Raw genomic sequence first — 15,978 nt, forward strand, 5'->3', positions numbered from 1 at the left:
GTTTCTGGCTTTGTCTCTGGTTTTGTTTCTGGCTTTTCTACTGGTTTTGTTTCTGGGTTTGTCTCTGGCTTCGTCTCTGGCTTTGTTTCTGGCTTTGTATCTGGTGTTGTTTATGGCATTTCTACTGGGTTTGTTTCTGGTTTTGTCTCCGGCTTCGTCTCTGGCTTTGTTTCTGGTTTATTTCCACCTGTTCCAATGGTTCCATTATCTTTGATATAACTAGATCCATTATTACCAATTTTATCAACTGGGATTGATGGTGTGTTCTTATCTCCTTTATTACCCAAATCCACTAACTTATTAACATTAGCACTATTTCCTTCTACTTTATGGCTTACTGGTTTAGATAGTTTTACAGGCTTCCATTCCCCAAATTGACCTATTTCACTGTTATTTCTTGTAAGGCTAATAACACTTTCTTTCTTAGATGGTGACACGGTAGATACTGTTTTTACTTTAGTATCTTTATTATAATTTGGATTAAATTTGTATTGTCTTCCTTCATTTAAATTTTCACGTTTATATGAAGAACCTACAAGATTAGAATCAATTGAAGCTGTAAATTTAGAGTTATCAACTATAATGTGCTTTTTTGTATTGTGTTTTAAAATTGAATTATTTTCTTTTGGTTCAGCAACAGTTAATGAATCTGTATTTTCGATTACTTGAGATTCTGGTTTTTGTTCTTCATTAACTACTATTGGATCTGTATTTTTATTTTCTTCTTTTTTAACATCATCTTTTTTGGCTTGTTTGTTATCTTTTTTCTGTGTATGACTGGATTTTGCTGAATCCTTAACTTTTTCGTCATTTCCTCCAAACCAACTGCACCCTACTAAACTACCTGCTACTGCGACACTTGCTCCTACTAATGCTACTTTTTTCATGTTTTTCATAATATGTTTCTCCTCTCATTATAAACCGATTAATTTATTCTTCTTCATGTAGTGATTTATTGATGATATATGTATATTTTTTATAATCTAATTTATTAATCTGATTAAAGTATTGTTTTAACGCTTTAATATATTAATTTAATATTAGAACATAAAAATTATATAATATCTTTTATAATTCTATTTGCTTTTAAACTTACCTTGCTATGGAATAATCATAACCTACTTTTTTATTCCTTGCTTTTTTAAATTCCTTCTTTCCTGTTTACACTTTATTTCTGAAATATATCTAACTTTCTTTGCTATGAAATAATCATAACTTACTTTTTTATTCCCTGCTTTTTTAAATTCTTTCTTATCTGTATACACTTTTTACTTGAACATATTTTAACTTTCTTTGATTCCGAATCTATATAAGGATATAACGCAATATATAACATAAGCTATGTATGCATAAATAATATAAACTTCATATTATTTAGAAGTTACATTTTTAGGGGGCAATATGAATATTAAAAAACTTATAGAGGCTTTTGATGCTGTAGTAGATGAAACTTGTAATAACTTAAAAGATAAAATTTTAGCTGATTTTCAAATTCCAAACAATCAAATTGAATTTAAATTATCTGATGATCTTCAATCTAAAAAAAAATTATTGAATAAAATCGGAAATGGAGTAGGGATATATTACTTCGAAATTAATCTTAAAGATTTTTATAAAAATATAATCGTTACTAAAGATTTAAATAGTACACGTAGGGAAACAAGAGAAATATTATTAGGGGAACTAAATAAAATTTGGACCGACAAAACAGTAAGAAAAGAAACGAAATACCCTAAAATAATAATTAAGCGCTTTAATAAACACTATCGATTGAAGCCATATGTAAATAAATTTGAGAGTGATGAGTGGATTCCATTATACATAGGTATTTCTAAAAATGTTAATGCCCGTTTGAATGAGCATTTGCATTGTGAATCAGATAGTACATTTAGTATGAAACTTTCTCATTTAAACAAATATGATTTTCCGATTAGAATCTCCACGTCATTTCTACCAGAAATGGATTTATCCAGAAGGTACATGCTTGTGAAGGAAGTTGAAGGAATAATTCGTAATGAATGTTTACCTATCATAGGAAAACAGTAATAAAACTATTTAATAGTTTTATTACTGTTCTTTCTAATATATTATACTTATTAAAAGATATTCATTTGTTCTTATATAAACTTCAATACTTCCCCAGCCGGTGTTAAAACCTTTATTGATACCGTCCTTTTGGTTCTTGTAGTATGTTTAGTCGTTTTGCTCCCCTTTTCATGATAAAAGACCTCTTCATCAGTAACTTGTTCTACATTCTCCTGTCCTTGCAAAAGATGTAAACTTTCACCTTCACCCAAAATACCATTGACTCCACCAGTAGTAATCATCATTGCTAACATTCCTTCACTTATTGGTAAAATAGGATCTTCTTTAAATGCAGATTCTTGTTTTTTTAGGCCATTTAGTAATTGCTGAAATCCAGTAGACTTATGAAATGCTTCGTAATAGTCTTGTTTATCATCGATTTTTGAATAAAATATTCGTGGTTCATTGTTACTTACTGTAGGAATTGACCACCTTTTATTATTACTTACATATTCCTTAATTGTTGGGACTTTATTTTCTATAAAGCTTTCATCACTCATTTGCTGCAATGAATTATATAAATGTTCGTCTAATGTCTTAGAAGCTGAAGCTCTTTTTCTACCAATAAATACGCATTGTTTAAACCTCTGATAATTTTCGGCACTGAATTTTAAAACCTTTGCATCTCTAAAATTCATACTTAAATATTTGGAAATCTTCCTGTCCGAAAATCTATAACCTGGAATAACAAAAATTAATAGTCCGTTTGGCCTTACATATCTTGTACTTCTTCTTAATTCTATTAACTCTTTTCTTTCTGATTTTCTATCCTCAATACCTTTAATAGTATTATCATATGGAGGATTAGAAAAAACTAGCGAAAAGTAGTTGTTTTCTATTACACAATTTTCAATTGAACTATAGAGGACACGATCCAGTAAAGTTTTCGCTTTGTTACTACGTTCTAGATCTATCTCGCATCCAAATAGTTTAATTGCACTTTTTGATGCTCCTATTATTTCTTTCTTGAGCTGCATTAATATTTCGCCTTCTCCACAAGTTGGATCTAAATATGCTGCTTTTCCTTTTTCCTGCACCAGCAATTTACTTAAATATTCTCCTTCCTTTTCATCAAATGAATAAAAACCACTCATTAATTTATTACCCAAATTAGACATTGTATTCCTCCTAAAGAATATTACCTCAATAAAAAAAGAGAAGTAGGCATAGTCCATACTTCTCTTAAATCTTTATATTAATAATCATAATTTAATCTATTTTTTAGCACGTCTGCTTTTTTGCATAGCTTCAGCAGCTGCAAGATCATAATGAAAATTAAACTTAATTTGCGCTTCGGTGACTTCTATATAATGACTATCCTCAATAAATTGTAACTGATACTTACCTTTACTTGTTCTAGGCACACTGACAATCACAACAGGTATTATCTTTTCATCTAAAACTATATATCCTGTATGTCCAAAAAGGTAATATTTTTCTTTATCTTTTTTTGCCTTATAAGCCTGCTCCCAGATACTCACATCATAGCAATCACTATTGACTTTCTTCAAATCTGTAAATTTATATCTAACATAACACGGAAAACGAACTACATTCACAGTAGCAGTAGTTTTATTTATTTTTAAAACAACTCCAATTCCTACATCCGTTTTTACTACTTTTCCAATCGCTAGTTCTTCTCTTGTCAGAGCATCTCCATCAGAAACACTATATTTAAAGGATCTTGGACCACCTTGATTTGTCATATCCTGAACAAATTTCTCTTTAGCTTTTTGTAGTAATTCCTCATTAGAGATTTTACCCTTTACATTTAAGCGTACAGAAATTGGTTCTAAATAAAATGTTACTAATTTTTCCATATTAAACACTCCCTATAATTTTCTATAAAAAAAGCATGATATAACCATTGTTATCACGCTTTAGCTAATTCTCTTAATTTTATTTTTAAAAGGCATCTCTGAGATAATAACTCTATTTGAGATTTCTTTTTTATACTTACTAACTAACTTTGTATATAGTTCATAGTCTTCAAAATCAATCGCTTCATACAAACTATATATTTTTTCTATAATTTCTTTTTCCGAAAATGTAGAAAATGCTACCAGTCGCTCTGTCTGATTACTCATTAAATGAACCAACCAGGTATACAGTACTCTTCTATATAGTTTATCTACATAAGCGTTAACTCCATATTTTTCTATTAAATCTGAAGGAACCCTTAATGGGTGAATACCAAATCCTTCTTTAATATCTCTCATGGATAAATTTATATGCTCATGTACTTTTACACTTCCGTTAAAGTGAACTCCCCACCATATAGTATTTTTTGTTTTACTTGTGTTTTCAAAAATACTTTTTATATCTTTTTTAGAGGGAATTACAGGTTTATCAATTCTTTTCAATAGCTCAATCCTAACCCGATGTAATGTCCCACTAACAAGTTGACCATTTGGTTGTATTATTTTAATTAATTCTCCATTATCAAAGTGTTTATTTTGTATCAACCAATGCTTCGCTTGTAAATAAGTATTAAACTCCCTTGCAGAAACAGAAATGCCATTATTATTTTCACTCGTATTGATTTGTATCCATAAATAATCATTCTTCAAAATACATTTTTCTCCATTTTTCAAATACCCCACTATACCAAATTTCATAAAAATGATTCCCTCCTTAATTATTTGAACGCAAAAAAGCCAGTCCCTCAAATTATTAGAAATTTCTCTAATGATCCAAAAGACCGGCATTGATATTCTCAAAACATAATATACAAAAATTAATTATGCATATATAATAACAAAATTCTTTAACAATATAAACAGTTTTTTATTTATTACATACTATTCACGCAAACTATATCTAGATTTTTAAAAGTACGTTTTTTAGTTATACGATATAATAATTTCATAATTTATATACGAAAGGAGTAATACAATTGCTCAATTTTAAATTAGTAATTGCAATGTTACTTTTACTTGCAGGTTTTTACATATTATTTAGAGGTATCATGTATAAAATTAAAACGAAGTTAATTAAAGATGATGCTATAAGTAGAAGAAACGATTATGAAGAAAGCGAAGAAGAAGATGAAGAAGAAATCAAAGATGAATTATCCTTTATCAAGAATTTAAGAGAGCCTAACAAAAATAATGAAAGAATTATGATTCATTCAAAACAGAAGAGCAGCACTACGATAACACCTAGCAATAGCGATTTTCTTTTTGATGCTAATTACGAAGTAATTAGCATCGTTAATGATACCAATAATGATTCAGGCTCCCATAAACATGCTCATCACCAAACTAATCATCATGGAAATCATGGAAGTCATCATGGAGATCACGATTCTAATGGTAGTGGAGATAGTGGTGGTGATGGCGGCGGTGAATAAATGTTTGATCAAAAATATGTTACCAATATAAAACGTTCTATTATCTTTGGATGGTTTATTTATAGTTTCTTTATCATATTTTTAGGTTATTTACTTGGTGGGTATTACATCTTTTTAGGTCTTCTTATTCTAACCATAAGATACCTTGCATTACCAATATATATCCCACATGATTTTAAACTAGATCCTTCATTCATAATTTCTTATTTTCATTCGTTAATACATCGCCATAGTTTTTTTGGATTAGTTAAGTATGGGGTAAATATACTTATTATATTGGCAGGAATTGTTTCATTAATTATCTCAAGTTTTACAGCAACTACAATTCTATTAGTATATGAAACTTTTTATTTATTTCATGTTTTAAAAACTAATAGAAAAAATATATAAGATGCTAAATTTCATGGTACTAAAAAATGCGAACAAACTTGTTCGCATTTTTTTATTAATCGTTACGTTACTTTTAAGTTTAACCCATCCGCGTGCTTATTTATTATTACAAAGAATATCTTCTCTCAGAGAGCATAAACACTACAATTAAATCAATATTTAGTTATCTACTACATCTTTTCTAATATTCCTTGTCTCTCATACCACTTAGACATTTTTTCAACCGCATTTGCAGATAGCCGTTTGGTTTGTCTGTTACAAAATCGGGATAATGTAGGTGCCGATATTTTTATTTCTTTTGCTAGTTCCCGTATAGTAATTTTATCAACATTATGTCGCTTAAGTATTTTCTCTCGAACGGCCTCTTCATCAAATACATTAAGCTCTTCATTATTTTTTATCTGAGGCATATCAATAACATTATTAGCCTTTTCAAAATACTCTTCAGCTGCTTCAGTATTATTTTCTAACCCTAATGTTTTTTTCTTAGGTAAATTATACATAGACTTAATTAATTCTTCCGGCGGAAGTATAGTAATATTTAAATTCATCCAATAATCTTTAAACCAATTCTTCTTATTGAAACGTTCTTCATCTAAGGAGACAGTATACTCCCACTTAGAAATTACGTTCTCTTTTTCTAAGTCAGTCAGAACATTCTCTAGGTGTTCTCTAATCCGACTCGGTTTCCAAGTGAGCGGGATTGCCATTACAGCTAATAAGCCTTTATCTCCCCCAATGGAGTATGGTCGCTTCAAAGTTGAATATATTTGTCGTATTCTCCATTGCCATGTTAGATAACGAATTAAGCGTTTATGATATTTATGACGATAACTATTATACTCGAGTGCCTTTTTAGATAATAATGCTGTAGTATTATTTGAACCATATAAATAGCTTGTTAAAAAGCTCCCTGGTTTAATACGACAGGATTCAATCCCCATATATTCATTGGTTGTATTGTGTCTCCATAATACAACTGAATCCAACACAAATAATCGTTTGACAACTTCTCTCTTCACTTTATATTCTTCATCATTTTCATTTTCTTCATTCAAGACCACTACTTCATTATCATCATTTAAATAAATGAAGATACTTGCTAACGCCGCAATACGCTTAGCAACCTTAATTTTATCTTCAGGTCTGTAGTACTCTCCTTTACTTACTTTCTTTTTTGGTACATTGCACATATCCAATACTTGCTCATATGAAAATTCTATAAATTCATCTGGGGATTTTGCTTGTGCTAGCCACTGTATGGTAATGGAGTCCAATACATCAGCTGTCAGATCATCCATATTGCTCATTACATCGTTCACCAAAGTATTCCAACGAGATGCTTCATCATCTTTAATAAGCTTTAAATCTTCATCTCTGTGAGAAGATAGCTGAGCTATTGCATTACTTTCCTTTGTTTCAATGGGATAAGATTTCACACCCATACCTGAGTCTTCTTCAAAGTGATTTTTAGAGATTCCATCACGTAATTTAAAATAAACCGCGGAATTATTAACTTCAAAATATTCTTTATCAATTGGTTCATCCGTTTCATCCTCATTTACGTCTCCATGAATAATTGTTCCATCGTTAAATTTATTAATATTCTTAAACTCGTCTTCTAATACTTTTTCAATAGCTGCATGAATTTCATCTTTATATTCTTTTAACTTAATACCAATTTGTAATGAGGTAATTCCTTCTTCATTCTTTTTACTTAACCATGATACTAATGCCGAAAAAGATGGTGAAACATATTGAGAAGTTACAACTTTTGTATTATCTTTTTCTACATCTGAACTAAAGGCAGTCCATTTTTCCCAAACTACTTTATTGTTTCCGTATAAAGGCTCAGATATTAATAATGCATCCGTAAACAGTTGTGTTAATCTCTCCACATTATCACTCCTTCCGTTATTTCATTTCAAACAAACATTTAATCTATTGCATATATGTAAATACTTATTGTTTTTCAGTTTTGGTTATATTCAAACAATAATGAAACAAATTTCCTTATTTACAACGTAAAATAACATTAATTATACATTAGTCCTCAATAGGTCTTCAATCACTCTAATAAATTAAGATATGAAACACTTTTTACCATATAGTGAACCTTCCCTATATATATGAAACATTTTTATTTAATCGTTCTCATATTCTCATAAGATGTTCATATGAATAGAATTAATACCGCATATACAATAGTTACTTTAATGTTTATTTGAAATAAATTTGCCACATCCTTAACCTAAAACCAAAAACATGAAACACCAATTAATATTTTTAAATTTAAATCATCAACACAAATTTTTTACTAACCTCTTAGAAACCCATAGGGATCAACGTTTTACCTTTATTTTAATACATACAAATTTTGAATTACAACGAACTGTTTTTGCCATATCCTTGACCTTAACATGTATACGCAACAGTCATAACCCCTCATGTACCAACGGTTCACCTTATTTTTTTAAAAAATTTCATTATATATTAAACATGAAACACTTTTGCCATATCCTTGACCTTCTGGAATTCAAAACATGAAACGTTCTTTACCATATCCTCGACCTTAAAGTTATCACATTTTCTCCTATAACCCTTTATATAAATAGATTTATCATACCTTCCCCTAATGAACGACCTATGATTGAAACATGAAACACTTTTGCCATATCCTTGACCTAAAATTATGAATAATTCCCCTTAAACCTTTATATATCAACAATTTTCCCGTGTTTCATTATTGTATTTATACAATTAGAACATGAAACGTTTTTTACCGTATCCTTAACACAAATTTTTTCCCAAAGATTCTCCGATCCCTTGTAATCATTGGGTTTATAACGTGTTTCATATTTTGAAAATTTCCCTTAAAGGGGCACCTTTCAACATATTTCATTTTGCTATAATCAAAATTGGTATATTTTATAGTATTTTGGCATATATTTCTGAATTTGTAGAACGGAGGTGAAAAAGATGGGGAAATCATTTGTATTACGAAATCAACGTAGCTTAAATGGGGAAACAACCAATGCTGTACTAGTAACACTAAAGTCCTGGCAAAAGCTTGTGGAAGCATTTGAAGAAAAGTACTACAGCTATAAAGATACATATTTAGAAGATATTCTGCAGCACATGACATACGAAGAACGTATTGCTGACGTAGAAGGCTTTGTCGAAAAAGCCAAACCATCTTTTTCACGTCGTACAATGTCTGCACTTGCAGAAAAAGCGGGAAGGAAGCATAAATTATACGGAATTACAAATGCTGATCTCGAAGTGTTCTTATATCTACATAAGAAATGCTTTACTAATGGTGTTATTCCAAATGTAACAATACATATGATGTGGGAAGATTACAAGCAATACAAAGAAGAATTTGCTTATATCCAACACTCTCAATTCTATATTGCATTAAAAAAATTAAACTTACATAACATTATCTCCATTGAAAACGGAGTAGATGGCCGATATACAATCAAGCTGACTCATTTTATGAATGAGGAAACAGAAAAAGCAAATCCATACGTATATATTAGTCCTGTTGTATTTACAAAGGCTTTCTTTAGGCTATCTGTAGCGTCTAAGAAATTATTCTTAGACATCGCCATGCAACAACATACAGAAACAACATTAAAGCGTTCATTGGACAAGCAGGACGAAAGAGGCAACAAAACTCACTTCGGTGGGATGTATCGTTTCTTACATAAAAAATATCCGCATCAAATCCGTGCCGTTATCGACGAATTAACAACGGCATTACCATGTACGGGGAATCCCCTGTTCAAAATTTGCAAAATGCAAAAAGGTGTAAAGCATACAAAACGATATACGACATTATATCTGTCTATCCATTCAGACTTCTTATGTTCGAAAGAAGCTGGAGAAGAACAACATAGGGATCCATTTACACCAAAAACTACCTATGCTCGTAAAGCGAAATTTATCGAAGCAGTTCTACAAGAAATGAATATCGGTGAACTGTCTGCAGACATGAATAAATTCATTCATGTATTAAAACATACTTGTCATCGTCAAATCCGCAGTGTAATTCGCGGACTTCGTGACATGATTGATCGAAAAGAAGGATATCCAACGAAAATTGTATATACATTGAAAAAACTATTGCATCAAACATCTCAATATCAAATTCTTGATACAGCGGCGAAAGAAGGCATTTATCCTCTTATTGCGCAGCACATACCAAAAGAGAGAAATAGTGACCGTGAGCAAGCTATCTTTAATTTTGGTTTACATTATTCTATGTACTCTCTTCACAACATTAAGAAGATGTTTAAGAATGTGCATGCACTACTGAAGCAGAAGTTTGCGGTACCAGTGACGGAAGAGTCTTATCACCGTAATTATCTAAAATACCAGGAAGAAACGTTATTTAGGAAATATGCATATGATCAGGGTGTTAATCTCCATGCATATATCGCTTTAGAAATTGAAATGCGTGAAAAACTAAAAGTTCGTGGTCATAAAGAACGCACGATTCCAAGTGATGTACGTGAATGGTTGATCGAGGCAATTGATAAGCTGCCACAAGAAAAACTTCGTGTTATTGAACTACCAAAGCAGTTTAATTTACTAGAGTTTATGCGTACCTTCGAACGTTTAGTACGTGCTGGAGTAACAATAACAGCTCCAGATCAGGTGCTAAACGAAATGGAAATAAAATAATAGTAATGAGCTCTCTATTTTTGAAAAAATCGAAAGTGGAGGGCTATTCGTGTTTGTTTCATTAACACCCCTTTTCTACTACTCTACTTATAAATACCAAATCGACAGGACTTCATATAAAATGGAGTCTTTTTTTATGCAATTCTATACAAATTCAATTCTAGCAATATATAACTCTCCACATAACACCAGGGATTATTCTTCTAATCTATTAAAACCTATCTTATAATACCTACAAAAAATCAAAAGGAAAATTATAAAAATAGTGGATATGCGGACAAATATGGTTCAATGTGAATATAATCTTTCTATAATCATTGTAATTACTAATGTTGTTGTATTTATCTAATAAAAATCATCAATAATAATGTGAGTTATGTGCAAATACTGTGTAATGTTAACAAATAACTACATTTTCTGAACAAAATGTGGATAATTGAATGCTAGATACTGCTGTATTTTACAAAATAAAGAAAATATAGCCTATTTCTATAGTTGGATAAATATAAAGTGATTTGTATCAATTTCTTTCCGATTTCATGTAGAAACATGTGATTCCCTTTATGCTTTTTTGTAGAATTGATAGTCTAATAAACATTGAATTTCCGGATACATTTTCTACTATTTATGATTTTTTCCGTTCCGACATCAAATTTTTCCTTGTGGGAGTAGATCTTTCCCCTATTTTTGATAACCTATAATAGTTTTATCTTTATTTCTTTTTAATATATAAGATATATATTTATAAAAGATTTTTAATACTGCTAGTATGCTTGTTAATAAAATGTTATACGTGGTTGAAAATATTTATAAATTAAGTTATAATAATAACCACTAAACACTTTATTACCCTACATTAAAAAGACAAACCTTGTCCTTATATGGATAAATAGGTTTGTCTTTTTTTAGCATAAATTTTATTTTTATCTATGATTAATCATAATTCATTTTGAAAATTCAAAGGGTTGTTTTTCCGTTTGAGTTTTCAAAATGCCACCAACCGAGCATAGCAAGGGCGGTAGTATCTTTTACATTGGTTTTAATAAAGTGGGTATAAGGAAAACAGGATATATTTTAGCCTTTAATTAACTTATATAACGATTTTATTTTGAAATAAGTAATTTCCCTCCCGCTTTTTTTTAAAACGCTTATAGGGGCAAATATGATCCGTATACTGTTTTTTAAAATGGTAGTTCATCATCTTTAAAGTCTACTTCCGTACCAATTGATAATATAACTTTGTCGATTATTTTATTATCATCTTTTTTAGAATTGGTATTGGATGTTGCGGCAATAATAAGTTCTATTTTTTCGCACTCTACATAATAGCTTCCGTATTTTATATCTTTATTATTAATTTTATAAGCTCCATCATTTATTGTGCCTACTACCTCAACGAAATCGCCCTTTTTTAATGAATTACTTACATAGTCAGCTCTAGGTCCCAAAACCGTAACAGGAATAAAGTCTACATCTTTGGCGTCATTCTTTTTTACCTTTTCTTTTTTTACAGCCAATTTTATTTTAGCAACCTGATTTTTATACCAAATATCTTTTATAATGCGGCCTGAAATCATTACCTTATTCACTTTGCATTCTCACCCTTCTAAATTTCCTTTTATAACTAAAATAAGTACTTAAATAGTAAAAAGCCCAGTTGTGGTTTAAGAAACAATTAATTGTCCTTAAACCCAAAGGGCTTTTTTTATTACAAATGTATTTAATAGATTACACATACTAATATTAGTATATATTTTACCTTTATTTTTATCTAGCATTATCTAAGTTTCTTTCTAAATAGCTACAAATAAATTGTAATAGCGGTTATCCCGTAAATCGACTTCTAACTTCTCCTTTAAAACCCCTTTTCTTTCAAGAGATAATTCCAAGAATTGATCATCTAATCCAGCTGTATATACCTGGTCTATTACTTCTTGTTCCCCATATTTGAATTCTCTTATGTCACCGTTTTTTCCATATAAAATCCATTTTGACTCATTTAAAAATTTATATACAAATTCCCTAACACCTAGTAAATTAATCAATTCATCTTGAACATCTAAAATACAATCCAGAATTGAAACTCCTGAATCCAGATGACGTCTATCCTGAATATGAATAGTGAATTGGCCAGCTGCAAACCTAGTTTTTACAAACACATAAGCATACTTTTTATTTTCTTGATTAACATTTAATCGTAAGCCTACTATTTTATTAGTTGCCTTTAATTTATCCTCTACAGCACTTACCTTTGTTTTATTATTATTCATAATTAAACCTCCCCTTAATTACTACTTATATTCCCTCTTAATTTATAAAGTTGCTATTATTATTTGTTCTTAAGTATATCAAAGCTTAATTTTGCCTGCTTTTAAAAAAAGAGAGTCTCCATGTAAAGTAGAAACCCTCTTAGTTTAATCAATCTGTTTGTTATATACCTTTATTTTTAGCTTCCCTAGTATCTATACCCACTTCTTCTAATAGATGATAAATTTCTTTTCTATATCTGGGTATAATTTTAAAAATTTCATCATCTCGTAATTCAAACAATGTATTATTGTTGCAATCTTGGGCTACTATATATATATTTTTATGTTGTTCGATAAACTGTTTAAAATATTTTACTGGTACCTCAGAGGGGATTAAAGCAATATTCCCTTCTGAATCGACGAAATATATATATAAATTCTTATCATCGTTAAATACCTTTCTCTTTACACCTTTTGTTACATTCGGATCTTTATCATTTTTGTTTTTTTCTCTATTTTTTTTGTTTTTTTCTCTATTTTTTTTGTTTTGTACTCTCTCTTTTATCATTGTTTCGTCCACCTCCTCAATTTGTGCATAACAAAAAGAGCCTCCCGGAATATTCGTAAAAGAAAACGAAAACCCGAAAGGCTCTGTGTTATTGGTTCATAATAAAAATTAAAATAATGTTTTGTTAATTCCATTATAAAATACTTCTAATTGTTGATTCAATACTAAATTAATAAAAAAAGCACTAATAAGGTATCCTTCAGTGCTTTTTTTAATAAATACTAACGGTAATTTTCATCAATCATACCTTAGTATTTCTTATTACTTAATACTTTTTACTTTTTACTGATTCAATTCTAAAGATTCATTATTAAGTATAATATTAGAATCAAACAAGGATAGATTATTTGACTGAATATAATTATATTCATTTTGAGACATTTCAAATGAGGTATAGTTATTATTCTTAAATCTATCTAATTCTACTGTATATACTTTTTTCTCTGCATCCGAAACTATTTGTTCAACAGTTTCTTCATCGTTATTGTGTTGCTTTTTAATTCTTTTTTCTAGAGAACGAAGTTCCCAAATTTCTTTTTTTCCAATCTGGAGAAAGGAAACGTGTACAAAGTACTGTTCTTTCATTTATGTTTTCCCTCCGACATAAATACAAAGTGTTTATGACGCTCTATAACAACCATCTCCTCTCAACGCTGTTTAAGCCCCTTTTTTATTTCATCCTTTTCACATACATTGTACTAAAAATTATCTAAAATAACACTTGAATATTGTAAGGTAAACCTTAAAGTTAAATAAAAACAATTAAATTACATACAAAACACACATAAAACACATATTTGATTCGTAAAATTAAAAGGACTGAATATCAGATATTTTATAATCGCAATATTCAGTCCTTAGTATTTAATGTAATTTATATAAAAGTTTTTCAAATTCTCTTTTCATTAGTTTTGATTGTAATGTATAAAGAGGTTTCCCTTTTAAAGATGCCTCAGCTTGTGATTCGAAGTATGGTAAAGCTATTTCTGGACTAAGTACATCATCAAATTTTTTGTTCCACTTGTTCCCAATTGTTATGATTTTTTCATCTTTAGCTAATTGTTCAAACCCTTTTAATATTTTATGTTGATGACCAGCAGCAGCTAAACTTTGATAATTAGGCTCCATAATCAACCAAATTTGATTACATAATGCTAAGGTCTCTGTAGCTAATTTATTACTCCAATTATGTGAGAGGTCTACAAAGGAAATTCCAGAAGACCTAGAGTGAAAAATTAATTCCTTTGCTTCTAAGGGAGTGAAGTCCCTATTCTTATTTGGATCTTTAGAGTTTAAATCCAGTGTGCTACTTTGACAAGGAAAAACGTTAATATTGTCTATCGACCATCTTGGGATATATCCAAACGTTTCGGGCCTTGTTTTAATAGCTTGATGTACTTCTTCCCAATATTCATGATGTTCTTGTTCTGCATTAAGTAAGTGATACCAAATTGGGAATTCTGATGGGGTATCTAACACGGATGAACTAATTCCATGTTCTAAAGATAAAAATCTAGTGAAATTATGAAGGAAGAATGTTGAACCTGCCCCCGGTGTTAAACTAACTACAGCGATTAAGTTTTGCTTTACACTACCTACATTTCGATGGTCGGAATACCCATAATCCTTTGTATCCACGGATGTATCTTTTTTAAAAATATTAAAAAATACATTTCTTCCTTTTCCTTTATATTTATCTGCTCTTAATGCAGAACTATCAGTCCCCTTATTTACATCCTCTTGACTGACCTCTTCCCCTATATCTATGTCTTTTTTTAATTCCTCTTTATTATTATCGGATACTTGTTCTTCAACCTCTTCAATTAAATCTTTAGGGGGAATATTAATATTTTGAGGAATATCTTGATTTAATGGCTCTTCTTCCTTTACTAATTCAATTTCAGACAAATTTCCCTCGCAGTTATTTTCTTCAAGTTTAGGATCTTCATCTGAATTATTTATTACAACAGTATTATCTTCAGAGTCATTTTTATCTTTACCGAATAGTTTTGAGAATAGACCAGGTTTCCTCTTATCGTTATGTACTAAAGAATTAGTTTCTTCGGTTTCTTCTTCAATTGCGGTTTTCAAGACATCTTCAGTTTCTACTAATTCTGTTAACTGCTCGTCTTCTTTAAATTCAAATAACGAATTCTTTCCAAATAAGTGTGATTTATATTTCGTATTTGAATTATCAACTTTCAAATGAGCTACATTATTATATTGAGGTGGATTTACTAGTTGTTTCACTAAAGCATCCAGAGCAAATTGATTCGTATAAAAAATATCTAATACATTATTATTTACTAATTCGCTTAAAAATGGATCGCCTTGAGGACGCTCACATACAAAAACAACTCTTATACTATCATTATAAGTCTGACGAATATATTCAATAATCTCTAAAAATTTTATTTCCTTATACAAATTCTCTTCTACTTGATTTTCTTGTTCAGGATCGTAAGGAATTTCTAAATGTTTATCGTGAAAAATTATTATGTCAGGGTGGTCTTCTTCAATAACGTCAAATAAATAATTAGAACTAAATACATCATTCATACAAACAATAAATTTACTTTTTAAAAACTTGCGAAATATACCATGTAAATCTTCATGCCCCATTGAAAGAACTATTCTTTTCATAC

14 protein-coding genes are annotated in these 15,978 nt (G+C 29.8%); 4 read left to right on the forward strand and 10 right to left on the reverse strand.

Features of this window, described 5'->3' with window-relative positions:
- Window positions 1-110: 110 nt before the first annotated feature.
- Window positions 111-896 carry a hypothetical protein gene (locus tag MR169_RS07110; protein ID WP_277999129.1) on the reverse strand — a complete coding sequence of 262 codons (786 nt, stop codon included), beginning with the start codon at window positions 894-896 and terminating at the stop codon, window positions 111-113.
- A gap of 505 nt (window positions 897-1,401) precedes the next feature.
- On the opposite strand from MR169_RS07110, the gene MR169_RS07115 reads away from it, so the two are divergent.
- Window positions 1,402-2,046 carry a hypothetical protein gene (locus MR169_RS07115; protein WP_001022147.1) on the forward strand — a complete coding sequence of 215 codons (645 nt, stop codon included), beginning with the start codon at window positions 1,402-1,404 and terminating at the stop codon, window positions 2,044-2,046.
- A gap of 71 nt (window positions 2,047-2,117) precedes the next feature.
- Here MR169_RS07115 and MR169_RS07120 read toward each other — a convergent pair whose 3' ends face one another.
- The 3 genes from MR169_RS07120 to MR169_RS07130 all read right to left on the reverse strand — a co-directional run bounded on the left by MR169_RS07120 (window position 2,118) and on the right by MR169_RS07130 (window position 4,703).
- Window positions 2,118-3,203 carry a DUF6094 domain-containing protein gene (locus tag MR169_RS07120; protein WP_000067234.1) on the reverse strand — a complete coding sequence of 362 codons (1,086 nt, stop codon included), beginning with the start codon at window positions 3,201-3,203 and terminating at the stop codon, window positions 2,118-2,120.
- Window positions 3,204-3,299: 96 nt separating this feature from the next.
- Window positions 3,300-3,905, reverse strand: coding sequence for a hypothetical protein (locus tag MR169_RS07125; protein ID WP_000413829.1), 606 nt, complete (start codon window positions 3,903-3,905; stop codon window positions 3,300-3,302).
- A 60-nt stretch (window positions 3,906-3,965) separates the two neighbouring features.
- The gene (locus tag MR169_RS07130; protein WP_000668243.1) at window positions 3,966-4,703 is read right to left on the reverse strand and encodes a hypothetical protein; all 738 of its coding nucleotides are present in this window, start codon (window positions 4,701-4,703) and stop codon (window positions 3,966-3,968) included.
- A 278-nt stretch (window positions 4,704-4,981) separates the two neighbouring features.
- Between MR169_RS07130 and MR169_RS07135 the strand changes: the two genes are divergently transcribed.
- Complete coding sequence (locus MR169_RS07135; RefSeq protein ID WP_242319166.1) at window positions 4,982-5,437, forward strand: hypothetical protein; 456 nt, start codon at window positions 4,982-4,984, stop codon at window positions 5,435-5,437.
- On the forward strand, window positions 5,438-5,827 hold the full coding sequence (locus tag MR169_RS07140; RefSeq protein WP_000460238.1) for a hypothetical protein: 390 nt from the start codon (window positions 5,438-5,440) through the stop codon (window positions 5,825-5,827).
- Between the two features lie 170 nt (window positions 5,828-5,997).
- Here the strand turns inward: MR169_RS07140 and MR169_RS07145 are convergent, their stop codons facing one another.
- Window positions 5,998-7,725 carry a helix-turn-helix domain-containing protein gene (locus tag MR169_RS07145; protein ID WP_000440572.1) on the reverse strand — a complete coding sequence of 576 codons (1,728 nt, stop codon included), beginning with the start codon at window positions 7,723-7,725 and terminating at the stop codon, window positions 5,998-6,000.
- Window positions 7,726-8,806: 1,081 nt separating this feature from the next.
- On the opposite strand from MR169_RS07145, the gene MR169_RS07150 reads away from it, so the two are divergent.
- Entirely contained in the window at window positions 8,807-10,516 is a 1,710-nt protein-coding gene (locus tag MR169_RS07150) for a hypothetical protein (protein ID WP_242319167.1), read from the forward strand.
- A gap of 1,181 nt (window positions 10,517-11,697) precedes the next feature.
- Here the strand turns inward: MR169_RS07150 and MR169_RS07155 are convergent.
- From MR169_RS07155 to MR169_RS07175, 5 genes are all read right to left on the reverse strand, one after another.
- Window positions 11,698-12,105, reverse strand: a complete 408-nt coding sequence (locus MR169_RS07155) for a single-stranded DNA-binding protein (RefSeq protein ID WP_001045318.1) — start codon at window positions 12,103-12,105, stop codon at window positions 11,698-11,700.
- 204 nt (window positions 12,106-12,309) lie between these two features.
- On the reverse strand, window positions 12,310-12,786 hold the full coding sequence (locus MR169_RS07160) for a hypothetical protein (RefSeq protein ID WP_001063582.1): 477 nt from the start codon (window positions 12,784-12,786) through the stop codon (window positions 12,310-12,312).
- A 160-nt stretch (window positions 12,787-12,946) separates the two neighbouring features.
- Window positions 12,947-13,333 (reverse strand): hypothetical protein, encoded by a 387-nt coding sequence (locus MR169_RS07165; protein WP_242319168.1) that lies wholly within the window; start codon window positions 13,331-13,333, stop codon window positions 12,947-12,949.
- Between the two features lie 282 nt (window positions 13,334-13,615).
- Window positions 13,616-13,918, reverse strand: coding sequence for a hypothetical protein (locus tag MR169_RS07170; RefSeq protein ID WP_000664240.1), 303 nt, complete (start codon window positions 13,916-13,918; stop codon window positions 13,616-13,618).
- Window positions 13,919-14,197: 279 nt separating this feature from the next.
- Window positions 14,198-15,976, reverse strand: coding sequence for a P-loop NTPase family protein (locus tag MR169_RS07175; RefSeq protein ID WP_242319169.1), 1,779 nt, complete (start codon window positions 15,974-15,976; stop codon window positions 14,198-14,200).
- Window positions 15,977-15,978: the final 2 nt, after the last annotated feature.

Source organism: Bacillus cereus group sp. BfR-BA-01349, assembly GCF_022663795.1.
GTDB classification, from domain to species: domain Bacteria; phylum Bacillota; class Bacilli; order Bacillales; family Bacillaceae_G; genus Bacillus_A; species Bacillus_A cereus.

Bases quoted from the DNA above. Each gene is read 5' to 3' on its own strand.
- MR169_RS07110 (WP_277999129.1), bottom strand. From the start codon at position 896: ATGAAAAACATGAAAAAAGTAGCATTAGTAGGAGCAAGTGTCGCAGTA.
- MR169_RS07115 (WP_001022147.1), top strand. From the start codon at position 1,402: ATGAATATTAAAAAACTTATAGAGGCTTTTGATGCTGTAGTAGATGAA.
- MR169_RS07120 (WP_000067234.1), bottom strand. From the start codon at position 3,203: ATGTCTAATTTGGGTAATAAATTAATGAGTGGTTTTTATTCATTTGAT.
- MR169_RS07125 (WP_000413829.1), bottom strand. From the start codon at position 3,905: ATGGAAAAATTAGTAACATTTTATTTAGAACCAATTTCTGTACGCTTA.
- MR169_RS07130 (WP_000668243.1), bottom strand. From the start codon at position 4,703: ATGAAATTTGGTATAGTGGGGTATTTGAAAAATGGAGAAAAATGTATT.
- MR169_RS07140 (WP_000460238.1), top strand. From the start codon at position 5,438: ATGTTTGATCAAAAATATGTTACCAATATAAAACGTTCTATTATCTTT.
- MR169_RS07150 (WP_242319167.1), top strand. From the start codon at position 8,807: ATGGGGAAATCATTTGTATTACGAAATCAACGTAGCTTAAATGGGGAA.
- MR169_RS07160 (WP_001063582.1), bottom strand. From the start codon at position 12,786: ATGAATAATAATAAAACAAAGGTAAGTGCTGTAGAGGATAAATTAAAG.
- MR169_RS07165 (WP_242319168.1), bottom strand. From the start codon at position 13,333: ATGATAAAAGAGAGAGTACAAAACAAAAAAAATAGAGAAAAAAACAAA.
- MR169_RS07170 (WP_000664240.1), bottom strand. From the start codon at position 13,918: ATGAAAGAACAGTACTTTGTACACGTTTCCTTTCTCCAGATTGGAAAA.
- MR169_RS07175 (WP_242319169.1), bottom strand. From the start codon at position 15,976: ATGAAAAGAATAGTTCTTTCAATGGGGCATGAAGATTTACATGGTATA.